Raw genomic sequence first — 12,293 nt, 5'->3', positions numbered from 1 at the left:
CCGCAGGCGGCGTCGCCTAGGATGGACCAACCAAGCGACCAAAGGAGTTCAGCATGCGAGCCGTGTACGCCCAGTCCCAGTCCCAGGAAGATCCGCTCGGCGGGCTGGTGGTGGGGGAACTCCCGAGGCCCGAGCCCGAGCCGGGTTTCCGGCGGGTGCGGGTACGGGCATCGGCACTGAACCGGCACGATCTGTGGTCCCTGCAGGGAATTGGTTTGCCCGCGGACCGGCTGCCGATGGTCCTGGGCTGCGATGCCGCAGGCGTGGACGACGACGGCAACGACGTTATTGTGCACTCGGTAATGTCCACGCCGGGCTGGGACGGCGACGAGACCCTCGATCCGCGCCGGACGCTGCTCTCCGAGCGGTATCCGGGCACGATGGCGGATGAGGTGTGGGTGCCCGAACGGAACCTGGTTCCCAAGCCTGCGCAGCTCAGCTTCGAGGAAGCCGCCTGCCTGCCCACGGCATGGCTGACGGCCTATCGCATGCTCTTTACCGTCTCGCCCGCTGCACCGGGATCCACCGTGCTGATTCAAGGCGCCGGGGGAGGGGTAGCGACTGCGCTGACCGCGCTGGCGTCTGCTGCCGGGTTCAGGGTCTGGGTAGCAGGCCGCAGCCCGGCCAAGCTGGAGGATGCACGCAGGCTTGGCGCGGAGGCGGTGTTCGAGTCCGGTGCGCGGCTTCCCGAGCGCGTGGACACCGTCTTCGACTCCGTTGGCGAAGCCACCTGGGGCCATTCCCTGAAGGCCCTGAAGCCGGGCGGTGCCCTGGTCACCTGCGGTGCTACCTCCGGACCGAACCCCCCTGCTGACCTGAACCGCATCTTCTTCCTGCAGCTGAAGGTCCTGGGGTCCACCATGGGAACGCGGGCCGAACTGCAGCGCCTGGTCCAGTTCCTGCTGGCCACGGGGGTTCGCCCGGAAATCGATTCGGTCCTGTCCCTTGAGGACGCCGCCAAGGGCTTCCGGCGAATGCACGACGGCGCTGCCACCGGAAAGATCGTGTTCCGGCACTAGCCTGGCTCCGGAAAACGCGAAAGGCGTCCGCGGGTGCGGACGCCTTTCGCGTGCTGATCAGGTTTTCAGTTCATGTCCGGCAGGTCGAGCCAGCGGAACCATCCGCGGTGCAGGACCAGCCAGGCGATCAGGCCGTAACCGGCCTGCCCGGGAGTTCCGCCGTTGGATGCGAGGTCTGTCCGCCACTGTTCATGGTTGAGCAGCGGAGTAAGTGTATCCACGTAGACATGCTTGCGGCGGGTGGTGACGTCGCCGAAGGCTGCGGAGAGGTCCGCGAGCCGGCGGTTCCGTTCGGCGTCGAGCCCCGGCGGGGGACCGACCACCAGGACCTTGATGCTCATCTGGGCGGCTCCGTCCAGGATGTTGGCAAGGTTCAGCCGGCTGCGGGCCGTTGAGAGCTCCAGGTCCAGGTCACGGTCCGAAAGACCGATCACCAGCCGGTTCTCGCATGTCTCATCAAACCTTCGGCCGGCCTCCATCAGCCAGCGGTTGGCAAGTGCTTCGGTGCCTTCGCCGGGAGCCGCGAGGCTGTAGGCCTCCAGCGTTGCGTTATCCGGCGTCGTGCGGGCCAGCACGCGGCCGAGCCAGCCCAGGGCGCGGGGATCGCCGTGGCCGGCGAGCAGTTCGTCTCCGACCGCAGCGAGCCTGATTCTGCGTTGTTCCACGAGTTCCCTTTTCAGTTGCGTCAGTGTCCAGATGAAGGGCGGGTTAAAAGCCGGGTGGGGCACCAGCCGGTGCCCCACCCAAACCTAGCCTATTAGCGGCGCTCGAAGGCCTTCTTGACCAGGATGTCCTGCTCAACGGCGTGCCGCTTGGCCGAACCGGTGGCCGTGGAGGCCGACGCGGGACGCGAGACCAGCCGCAGCGGGCGGTCCAGTTCCGGCGGCAGGTTCAGACCGATGAACGGCCACGGACCCTGGTTGGCCGGCTCGTCCTGTGCCCAGATGATTTCTGCGTTCGGGTACTTGGCCACAGCGTCCTGGATCTCCTTGTAGGGCAGCGGGTAGAGCTGCTCGACGCGGATGATCGCGGTCTTCTCGTCGCCGGCCTTCTGGCGGTTGGCCAGCAGGTCGTAGTACAGGCGGCCGGAGACCAGCAGGACCTTGTCCACGGCGCCCGCTTCCAGTTCGGCGTGTTCGCCGATGACCGGCTGGAACGAGCCCTGGGTGAATTCCTCCACCGACGTTGCCGCCGCCTTCAGGCGAAGCAGCTGCTTCGGCGTGAAGATGACCAGCGGCTTCCGCGGACGGCTGTAGGCCTGGCGGCGCAGCAGGTGGAAGTGCGAGGCACCGGTCGTGGGGTTGGCCACGATCATGTTGTCCTCGGCGCACAGCTGCAGGAACCGCTCGATCCGTGCGGAGGAGTGGTCCGGGCCCTGGCCTTCGTAGCCGTGCGGCAGCATCATGACCAGGGAGGAGCGCTGGCCCCACTTCTGCTCTGCGGAGGAAATGAACTCGTCAATGATGGTCTGCGCACCGTTGACGAAGTCACCGAACTGCGCCTCCCACAGCACGAGTGCGTCGGGGCGTTCCACTGAGTAGCCGTATTCGAAGCCGAGGGCAGCGAATTCGGACAGCAGCGAGTCGTAGATCCACAGCTTGGCCTGGTTCGGGTCCAGGTCTGCCAGCGGAGTCCACTCAGCGCCGGTGGCGCGGTCATGGAAGACAGCGTGGCGCTGGGTGAATGTGCCGCGGCGGGAGTCCTGGCCGGCAAGCCGGACGGGCACGCCTTCCATCAGGAGCGAACCGAAGGCGGCAATCTCGGCGAAGCCCCAGTCGATGTTGCCCTCGCGGGACATCTGCTCGCGCTTCTCCAGCAGGGACTTCAGCTTCGGGTGGACCGTGAAGCCCTCCGGAATGGTGACGTGGGCCTTGCCGATCCGGGCCAGCGTGTCCGGGGAGATCGCAGTGCTGGCCGGCGCCACGATGGTGGAGCCTTCCTGCTGCGCTGCCGGACGTTCCAGGTCGGACACAGCTTCGGAGTCCTTGGTGATGACCGGGATAGGGGAAGTCTGGGCGGCATGCGTTTCCGCGAAGACCCGCTCAAGGCGGCTCTGGTAGTCGCGAAGTGCCTGCTCAGCTTCTTCCTGGCTGATGTCACCGCGGCCGATGAGCGATTCGGTGTAGAGCTTGCGCACCGAGCGCTTGGCCTCGATCAGGGAGTACATCATCGGCTGCGTCATCGAGGGATCGTCGCCCTCGTTGTGGCCGCGGCGGCGGTAGCACACCATGTCGATGACGACGTCCTTGTTGAACCGCTGGCGGTAATCAAAGGCCAGCTGGGCCATCCGGACTACCTGCTCCGGATCGTCACCGTTCACGTGGAAGATCGGCGCCTGGACCATCTTGGCGACGTCGGTGGCGTACACCGAGGAGCGCGACGACGTCGGTGCAGTGGTGAAACCGACCTGGTTGTTTACGATCACGTGGATGGTGCCGCCGGTGCGGTAACCGCGCAGCTGGGAGAGGTTAAGCGTTTCCGCCACCACGCCCTGGCCCGCGAAGGCAGCATCACCGTGGATGAGGATCGGCAGGACGGGGAATTCGTCCCCGCGGTCCAGCCGGTCCTGCTTGGCGCGCACGATGCCTTCAAGGACTGAGTCGCCGGCCTCGAGGTGCGAGGGGTTCGCGGCCAGGTAGACCTTCGTCTGGTTGCCGTTGTCCGAGGTGAAGGTCCCCTCCGTTCCGAGGTGGTACTTCACGTCGCCGGAGCCCTGCACGGAGCGGGGGTCCTGGGTGCCTTCGAACTCGCGGAAGACCTGGGCATAGGTCTTGCCGGCGATGTTGGTGAGCACGTTCAGGCGGCCGCGGTGGGCCATGCCAATGCCGACCTCTTCCATGCCTTCGTCAGCGGCACCGGAGATGATGGCGTCCAGCAGCGGAATCAGGGACTCGCCGCCTTCCAGGGAGAAGCGCTTCTGGCCGACGAACTTCGTCTGCAGGAACGTCTCGAATGCCTCCGCGGCGTTGAGCTTGCTCAGGATGCGCAGCTGCTCTTCGCGGGTGGGCTTGCTGTACGGGGCCTCGAGGCGGTCCTGGAACCAGGAACGCTCTTCCGGATCCTGGATGTGCATGTATTCGATGCCCGCGGTACGGCAGTAGGCATCACGCAGCACGCCAAGGATCTTGCGCAGCTTCAGCATCGGCTTGCCGCCGAATCCGCCGGTGGGCCACTCACGGTCCAGGTCCCAGAGGGTGAGGCCGTGGTTAAGGACGTCCAGGTCCGCGTGGCGGCGCTGGACGTACTCCAGGGGGTTTGTGTCCGCCATCAGGTGGCCGCGCACACGGTAGGCGTGGATCAGCTGCTGGATGCGGGCAACCTTGTTGATCTGCTCGTCCGGGTTGACCTGGATGTCGGGGCTCCAGCGAACCGGCTCGTAGGGGATGCGCAGGGACTCGAAGATGTCATCGTAGAAGTTCTGCTCGCCCAGCAGGAGCTGGTGGACGATGCGCAGGAACTCGCCGCTGCCGGCACCCTGGATGACACGGTGGTCATAGGTGGAGGTCAGGGTGATGACCTTGGAGATCGCGTTGCGCGCAAGGATCTTCTCGTTGGCGCCCTGGAACTCGGCGGGGTACTCAAGGGCGCCGGCACCGATGATGCAGGCCTGGCCCTTGGACAGGCGCGGTACGGAGTGGACCGTTCCGATGCCGCCCGGGTTCGTCAGCGAGATGGTGGTGCCCTTGTAGTCGTCGGCGGTGAGCTTGCCGGCGCGGGTGCGCTTGACCAGGTCTTCGTAGGCGTGCCAGAACTCGGAGAAGTTCAGGGTTTCAGCCTTCTTGATGTTCGGCACTACCAGCAGGCGGGATCCGTCCGGCTTCGGCATGTCGATGGCCAGGCCGAAGTTGATGTGCGCGGGCTGGACTGCAACGGGCTTGCCGTCCACCTCGTCGTAGTAAACATTCTGGGACGGGAACTGGGCAGCTGCACGGATGATGGCGTAGCCGAGCAGGTGTGTGAAGGAGACCTTGCCGCCGCGTGCGCGTTCCAGGTGGCTGTTGATGACAATCCGGTTGTCGATCAGCAGCTTGGCGGGTACCGCACGCACCGTGGTTGCGGTGGGGACGCTCAGGCTGAGGTCCATGTTCGTAGCAATGGCCTTGGCCGGGCCGCGGAGCACCGTCACGGTGTCTTCTTCGGTCTCGGTGCTGGGCTTGGTCTTTGGCAGCTGGGCCGGGATGGGCGCAGGCTTGTTTTCAGTCTTGGCAGCTGCTGCGGCCGACTTCGGCTCGTCCTTGCTGGAAGCTGCTTCCTTGGCTACCGGCGGCTTGCCGGACTGCTGGGTTGCGGCGGGAGATTCGCCTGAGGCCTTCGGGGCCTGGGCCTCGGTCTGCACGACGGGCAGCTGGCGGGTGGCGGGGTTGGCGCCGAGTTCGCTCGGGGGAGTGGAACCGTTGCCTGAGGCTGAGTTGCCGGCGGATGACTTGGCGTCCTCCGCTTTAAAGGAGTCGAAAATGCTCCACCACTTCTTGTCGACAGAATTCTTGTCCTTGAGGTACTGCTCGTACAATTCGTCGACAAGCCATTCGTTCCCGCCGAATTCCTCCGGCAGGCGGTGGTTGGGTTGGTCTGGCACTAGATATACGCCTCTTCCATGAGTTGCCGTTTGCCCTGATGGCACCATGATCTGAGCGCTTCCGCCTCAAGACTTGCTGGTGCGGCCCGGTGCGCAGTGACCGAGACTTGATTGCAAGTCTAGTTATAGATCAACCGAAGTGGCCAATCTCAGGGGTGTCCGCCTGTGGGATGCGACACACTTTGCTCAGCCATCTGCGTGGGATTGTGCACAGTGCCCGGCTGCCGCATTTGATCTGGTGCGGCGAAGCCAAAGCTGTAAACTGAAAGGTCTATGGACAGCAACTCTAGGCGCCGGCCTGCATCCACTGCGGTTTCACCTGCAAGGACGCACAGAGCCGGCAACGCCCGCACACGATCCCCGCACTCTCCGGCCGCTTCATCGGAGCCTTCCAGTCCGGCTTCAGCTGAACCTCCCCCTCTAGGCGGTAATCCGCCGGCAGGCTCCCGGGGAACCCCACGCACGTGCCTCCGCATGGAGGCTGGTTCCTGAGATGGAGTGGCTATTCCTTGTAGCCGGGCTGCTGCTGATCTGCGGTACCGGTTTTTTTGTGGCTGTTGAATTCTCGCTGGTTGCACTGGACCAGCCCACCGTTCGACGCGCTGTGGCGGAGGGTGACACCCGTGCGGAGCCGCTGCTTCGCTGCCTGACCACCCTTTCCACGCAGCTCTCAAGCTGCCAGCTCGGTATCACGCTGACAACGCTGCTCACCGGTTATGTCATGGAGCCTTCAGTGGGCCGGCTGCTCCAGGGGCCGCTTGCCGCCCTTGGGCTCCCTGCGGCCGCGTCACTGTCCATCTCGGTTGTTGCCGCAATGGTGCTGGCCACCCTGCTTTCAATGCTGCTGGGTGAACTGATCCCGAAGAACATGTCCATTGCACTTCCCTTTAAAGTGGGACGCGCACTGGCACGGCCCCAGCTGGCGTTCACCTTCGTGTTCAAGCCGGCCATCCTCCTGCTCAACGGGTTCGCCAACAAGGTGCTCAATCTCTTTGGCCTTGAAGCCAAAGAAGAGGTTTCCGGAGCCCGAACTCCGGCCGAGCTCTCGTCGATGGTCCGGCGGTCGGCCGAAATGGGCACCCTGGATGCAGGCACCGCCAACTTCCTGGCCCGCACGCTGTCCTTCTCCGAACGGACGGCGGCGGACGTCATGACACCCCGGATCCGCCTGGAAACGATCGACGCCGACCAGCCCGTCTCCGATGTCATCGACGCGGCCCGGCGGACCGGCTACTCGCGCTTTCCTGTCCTCGGCGATTCCCCGGATGACATCCGCGGCGTGGTGCACGTGAAGAAAGCCGTTGCCGTTCCCCGCCGCAAGCGCGCGGAGCTGCCGGCGGCAGCCATCATGAGCGACATCCTCCGCGTGCCGGAGACCGTGCACCTGGACTCGCTGCTCTCCGAACTGCGCAGCGCAAACCTGCAGCTCGCCGTCGTGCTTGACGAGTGGGGTGGCACGGCCGGCGTGGCAACGCTCGAGGACCTGGTGGAGGAAATCGTCGGCGAGGTTTCCGACGAACATGACAAGCTCAAGCCCGGCGTCCTGCAGAGCGCCGCAGGCTACTGGTACTTCCCGGGCATCATGCGCCCGGATGAAGTATCCGTCCTGATTCCATCACTGCACGTGCCGGACGAATCCGGCTATGAGACGGTGGGCGGCTACATCATGGCCGAGCTGGGCCGCATCGCCGAGGTGGGAGACACAGTGCCGGTTCCCGGCGGGGTCCTGGAAGTCGAGCGGATGGACGGACGGCGGATCGACAGGGTCTGCTTCGTCCCGGTTGAGTCAGGTCCTGACGAAGCCGCCGAGGGTGAAGCTCCGGCTGCACCGTCGGCCCGCACGGCGCGTGCCGCGGGCGGTACCGAGCCGGTTGCCGCGCATGGTGCCCGGTCAGTGGGAAACGCCGGATCCGCGGCCGGCCGCAGGGAGGGAACACGATGAGTGATCTCGCCGGTATTTTCTGGCTGGTGGTCCTGCTGCTGGGCAACGCGTTCTTTGTGGGTGCTGAATTCGCCGTTATGTCTGCCCGCCGCAGCCAGATCGAACCCTTGGCGGAGGCTGGTTCAAAGCGGGCCAAGACAACTCTCTGGGCCATGGAGCACGTGTCCCTGATGCTGGCATGTGCCCAGCTGGGAATCACCGTGTGTTCACTGCTCATCCTGTATGTCGCGGAACCGGCGATCCACCATCTGCTTGCGGCGCCGCTGGAAGCGGTGGGCGTACCGCTCGAGGTGGCTGATCTAGCCGGGTTCCTGGCCGCACTCCTGTTCGTGACGTTCCTGCACGTGACCATCGGCGAGATGGTGCCCAAGAACATTTCAGTGTCCGTAGCGGACCGCGCTGCGCTGGCACTGGCCCCTCCGCTGGTCATGGTCTCGCGGGTGGTCCGCCCGATCACGGCAAGCCTCAACTGGATCGCGAACCATGCCCTGCGGGTTGTTGGGATTACCCCGAAGGACGAGGTGACCTCGTCCTTCACGCTCCAGGAAGTGCAGTCAATCGTCCAGGAATCCACCCGGCACGGGCTGGTTGCCGATGACTCGGGAGTCATCTCCGGAGCCCTCGAATTCTCGGGCCAGACGGCCGGGGAGGTCATGGTGCCCCTCGATGAGCTGGTTACCCTGCGAACGGACTGCACTCCGGCCGAGTTCGAGAAGGCTGTTGGGCGCACCGGCTTCTCCCGCTTTGTGCTGATGGACGAGGCAGGAAACTTCACCGGGTACATGCACCTGAAGGACGTCATGGCCATTCCGGAGGAGGCCTACGAGCGGCCGATCACGGAAAACAAGGTCCGCACTCTGGCCAATCTGCGGCTCAGCGACGGAATCGAGGATGCGCTGGCGGTCATGCAGCGGACGGGCTCCCACGTTGCCCGAGTCCTTGGCGATGACGCTCAGACCCGGGGCGTGCTGTTCCTGGAGGACATCATCGAGCAGCTGGTGGGCGAGATTCGGGATGCTACCCAGTCCCAGGGGCTGCGCCGCTCGGGGGAGAGTTTCAGCGGCTAGACCCCTTAGATGCGAATGATTCGCGTTTACGTTATGCTGATCAAGCCCCGGTGCCGCCGGAGGTTGTACCGAGACTCGAAACGGGGATACTGACACTATGCGCCGCCTGCCTTTCCGTGTGGCCGGGACCCTTGCCGCTGCCGCACTCGCGCTTTCCGCCTGCTCCTCGAATGCTGGAGTTGACGGCGGCGCCGGCGAAGACGGTGACACCATCCGGGTTGTCGCCTCAACCAACGTGTACGGCAGCATCCTTGAATCGGTCGGCGGCGAGTTCGTCAGCGTCGAGTCGATCATCAACCGTCCCTCGCAGGACCCGCACTCCTACGAGGCGACTGCACGGGACAAGCTCGCTGTTTCCGAGGCAGCACTCGTTGTCCTGAATGGCGGGGGATACGACTCCTTCATGGAGACCCTGGTCCAGGAGGAGTCGGTGGCCGGGGAAAACGTCCTGAACGCCGTCGAGATCTCGGGTCTTGATGAAGGACACTCAGAGGGCGACGACGAAGACCACGGCGACAGCCACGCCAGCCACAGCCATGGCGGGCACTCGCACGGCGGATTCAACGAGCACGTCTGGTACGACCCGGAAGCGATGGGCCTGCTGGCCGAAGCAGCTGCCGAGCGGCTGGCTGAACTGGATCCTGAAAACGAGCAGGCTTTCCGTGACAACGCGGCCGGCTTCGCCTCGGGTATCCAGGAACTGGAGGACCGCCTTGGCGAGGTCCGTGCCGCAGCGGAGGGCCGCGACGTCGCCATGACGGAACCGGTCCCCGCGTATCTCCTGGAGGACGCCGGGCTGCACAATGTCACTCCGGACGATTTCACGGAGGCTGTCGAGGAGGGCCAGGATGTCCCGCCTGCCGTGCTGAAGGAAATGCAGAATCTGCTGGCCTCCGGGGATATCGCGTTCCTCGCGTATAACGAGCAGACCTCCACATCGCAGACTGAGGCTGTGCGCGGGACTGCTGAAGATGCCGGCATTCCGGTGGTCGACTTCTCCGAAACTCTTCCAGAGGGCGAGGACTTCCTTGCATGGATGAACCGCAACGTGACGGCCATCCAGGACGTCCTGCAGTGAGCCGCCCCGTCGTGCAGCTGCGCGGGGCCTCCATGGCCTTTGGCAGCCGTACGCTGTGGCAGGGCCTGGACCTGGATATCAGTTCCGGTGAGTTCCTTGCCGTCCTGGGGCCCAACGGCACCGGCAAGACGACACTGCTGAAGGTGCTGCTGGGGCTCCAGCCGCTCAGTGCCGGAACCGTGATTATCAACGGGCGCCGCGTTGAGCGCGGAAGCAAGGACATTGGCTACATCCCGCAGCAGAAGTCCTTTGCTCCCGGCACTCCGCTGCGTGCCCGGGACTTGGTTGGCATGGGGGTCGACGGCGACAAGTGGGGTATCCGCCTCCGCCGGGGTCCTGTGCGTGCCCGGGTGGATGAGCTTCTTGCGCAGGTGGGTGCCACGAGTTATGCGGATGCTCCGGTGGGCAAGCTCTCCGGCGGCGAACTGCAGCGCCTGCGTGCTGCCCAGGCTCTGGCCACTGACCCTGATCTTTTGCTCTGTGACGAACCGCTGCTCTCCCTTGATTTGCACCACCAGCAGGCGATCAGCGCCCTCATTGATGCCCGTGCGCATGTCCATGACTCTGCCGTCGTGTTCGTGACGCACGAAATCAATCCGATCATCGACTATGTTGACCGGGTCCTTTACCTCGCCGGTGGCCAGTTCCGTACCGGAACGCCGTCGGAAGTCCTGCGTTCGGATGTGCTTTCGGATATGTACGGTTCCCATGTGGAGGTCCTGCGCAGCCACGGCCGGATTGTGGTGCTGGGCGTTCCCGACGCCACTACGCACCACCACGGCGAAAGCGAGGCCGATCTTGGACCTTTCTGAGTTCTTCTCCTCCGTATTCGACTTCAGCGACTACGGGCAGCTGCTCCCGCTGGTAACCAACTCGTTGTGGGCTGCGGCCATTCTTGGTCTTGTTGGCGGGCTTATCGGCGTGTTTGTGATGATGCGCGATCTTGCCTTTGCTGTCCACGGCATTGCCGAGCTGTCTTTTGCCGGTGCGGCCCTGGCCCTGCTTCTGGGAGCGAATGTTGTTCTTGGTTCCCTAGCCGGTTCAATTGCGGCTGCCCTGATCCTCGCCCTGCTGGGTTTGAAGGCGCGGGACCGGAATTCCATTACCGGTGTGATCATGCCCTTCGGCTTGGGTTTGGGCATCCTTTTTCTCGCTCTCTATGAGGGGCGCTCTGCCAATAAGTTCGGACTGCTTACCGGCCAGATTGTTGCCGTGGACAGTGTCCAGCTGAACCTGCTGGCCATTTGTGCCGCCGTCGTTGTTGTTGGACTGGTTTTTGTCTGGCGTCCGTTGACGTTTGCCAGTGCCGATCCCGAGCTTGCCCAGGCCCGGGGTGTTCCGGTTGGCGTGCTGTCCATCGTGTTTATGTTCCTTTTGGGTCTTTCGGTTGCGCTGTCCATCCAGGTTGTTGGTGCGCTTCTGGTTCTTTCTCTCCTTATTACTCCGGCTGCTGCTGCCCTGCTTGTGACCTCGTCTCCCCGGCTTGTGGTTGGGCTGAGCGTCATGTTTGCCCTGGTTTCTGCCGTTGGCGGCATTCTTCTGGCTCTTGGGGGCCGGATTCCGATCAGCCCGTACGTGACAACGATTTCGTTTGCCATTTACCTGGTTTGCCGCATCATCATGGCAGTCCGGAATAGGAACCGGCGGCTGGCTACAGCGGCCTGAGCCGGTTGTTGGTTCGGACGGGTGGCCGGACGCTGGTTCTGCAGGGGACTGGACTGGCATTCCACAGTCGTTCCGGAACCGCATAACGTTGAGTTAGAGCCGGGAGTTGCTGCCCGGGGTGTTGTCAATGGCCCGACGCCGCGGCAACTGGCAGGGTGCTTGGTGGCCGCCCGTGCGTCGGGCCGCTGCACGAGCTTCACGCCTGCAAGGCGTCCTCGTGTTTAGCTGACGCGTCACTGTTTGAGTTTCACGTCTCCGATACGTTCTGTCAGTGCTCAGGTGCCGCGTCACGGCTCACTGGCGCCTCGTGACTGCCCAAGGCGCCGCGCTACTGCTTGACCCTCCATCCTCTGGACCGTGGCGCCTGACAACTGCTCAGGCCACGTGTCATTGCTCGATGGTGCCCCCGTATCTATCCAGGCAAGGCGCTGCTGCTTGACCCTCTCTCCCCTGGACCGTGGCGCCTGACAACTGCTCAGGCCACGTGCGATTGCTCGATGGTGCCCCGCATCTACCCAGGCGAGGCGCTGCTGCTCAGCCCTGACGCCTCTGCACAATGGCACCTAGTAGCCGACCAGGCTCCGCGCCGCTGCTCGCGCCCATTTCTCCGCAGTGCCCCGTGTCCCGGCTTTATGCGTCGCCAGAGGCTTACCCCGATCGTTAGAACGGTGGGGGATCGTGTTTCGAGTCTTGAACGCTTTCAGCCGGATTGTTTGACGCTTTGCGTGTCGGTGGGGTCGGTTGGTAGTCCAGTGCTGGGTCGGTTGCGTAGATGCGTCCGGTGGGTGAGTTCCACTCGACGGTTCCAGCCTCCGGCTGGCGTGCTGTCCAGTGGCCGAGGGTTTTGAACCGGTGGTGCTTAGGACAGAGGTGTTCCAGATTCGCGTGATCCGTGGGCCCGCCGTGGGAGAAGGGCTTGGTGTGATCGATCTCGGCATGGGTGATA

9 protein-coding genes are annotated in these 12,293 nt (G+C 64.2%); 6 read left to right on the top strand and 3 right to left on the bottom strand.

Features of this window, described 5'->3' with window-relative positions; translation table 11 throughout:
• Positions 1-53 precede the first annotated feature (53 nt).
• Positions 54-1,019, top strand: a complete 966-nt coding sequence (locus tag ACSLGO_RS17610; RefSeq protein WP_277664800.1) for a zinc-binding dehydrogenase — start codon at positions 54-56, stop codon at positions 1,017-1,019.
• A 65-nt stretch (positions 1,020-1,084) separates the two neighbouring features.
• On the opposite strand, the gene ACSLGO_RS17605 is transcribed toward ACSLGO_RS17610, so the two are convergent.
• A complete protein-coding gene (locus ACSLGO_RS17605) occupies positions 1,085-1,684 on the bottom strand; it encodes a GDSL-type esterase/lipase family protein (protein WP_091603818.1) in 600 nt (199 codons plus the stop codon).
• 92 nt (positions 1,685-1,776) lie between these two features.
• On the bottom strand, positions 1,777-5,595 hold the full coding sequence (locus ACSLGO_RS17600; RefSeq protein ID WP_436401591.1) for a multifunctional oxoglutarate decarboxylase/oxoglutarate dehydrogenase thiamine pyrophosphate-binding subunit/dihydrolipoyllysine-residue succinyltransferase subunit: 3,819 nt from the start codon (positions 5,593-5,595) through the stop codon (positions 1,777-1,779).
• Between the two features lie 493 nt (positions 5,596-6,088).
• On the opposite strand from ACSLGO_RS17600, the gene ACSLGO_RS17595 reads away from it, so the two are divergent.
• The 5 genes from ACSLGO_RS17595 to ACSLGO_RS17575 all read left to right on the top strand — a co-directional run bounded on the left by ACSLGO_RS17595 (position 6,089) and on the right by ACSLGO_RS17575 (position 11,347).
• Positions 6,089-7,537, top strand: coding sequence for a hemolysin family protein (locus ACSLGO_RS17595; protein WP_325787809.1), 1,449 nt, complete (start codon positions 6,089-6,091; stop codon positions 7,535-7,537).
• On the top strand, positions 7,534-8,604 hold the full coding sequence (locus ACSLGO_RS17590; protein ID WP_091603368.1) for a hemolysin family protein: 1,071 nt from the start codon (positions 7,534-7,536) through the stop codon (positions 8,602-8,604). The genes ACSLGO_RS17595 and ACSLGO_RS17590 overlap by 4 nt, the downstream gene beginning before the upstream one ends.
• 97 nt (positions 8,605-8,701) lie before the next feature.
• A complete protein-coding gene (locus ACSLGO_RS17585) occupies positions 8,702-9,682 on the top strand; it encodes a metal ABC transporter solute-binding protein, Zn/Mn family (RefSeq protein WP_436401590.1) in 981 nt (326 codons plus the stop codon).
• Positions 9,637-10,494, top strand: a complete 858-nt coding sequence (locus tag ACSLGO_RS17580; protein ID WP_436401589.1) for a metal ABC transporter ATP-binding protein — start codon at positions 9,637-9,639, stop codon at positions 10,492-10,494. The genes ACSLGO_RS17585 and ACSLGO_RS17580 overlap by 46 nt, the downstream gene beginning before the upstream one ends.
• Entirely contained in the window at positions 10,481-11,347 is an 867-nt protein-coding gene (locus ACSLGO_RS17575; protein WP_226802281.1) for a metal ABC transporter permease, read from the top strand. Before ACSLGO_RS17580 ends, ACSLGO_RS17575 begins: the two co-directional genes overlap by 14 nt.
• 660 nt (positions 11,348-12,007) lie before the next feature.
• Here ACSLGO_RS17575 and ACSLGO_RS17570 read toward each other — a convergent pair.
• On the bottom strand, positions 12,008-12,293 hold a 286-nt coding region (locus tag ACSLGO_RS17570; RefSeq protein ID WP_436401588.1), incomplete at its 5' end, for an HNH endonuclease.

It is taken from the genome of Arthrobacter sp. IK3, from assembly GCF_051337705.1.
Lineage (GTDB): Bacteria > Actinomycetota > Actinomycetes > Actinomycetales > Micrococcaceae > Arthrobacter_B > Arthrobacter_B koreensis.
The sequence above is the reverse complement of the archived record's forward strand: the minus strand, read 5'-3'. Positions and strand labels throughout refer to the sequence as shown.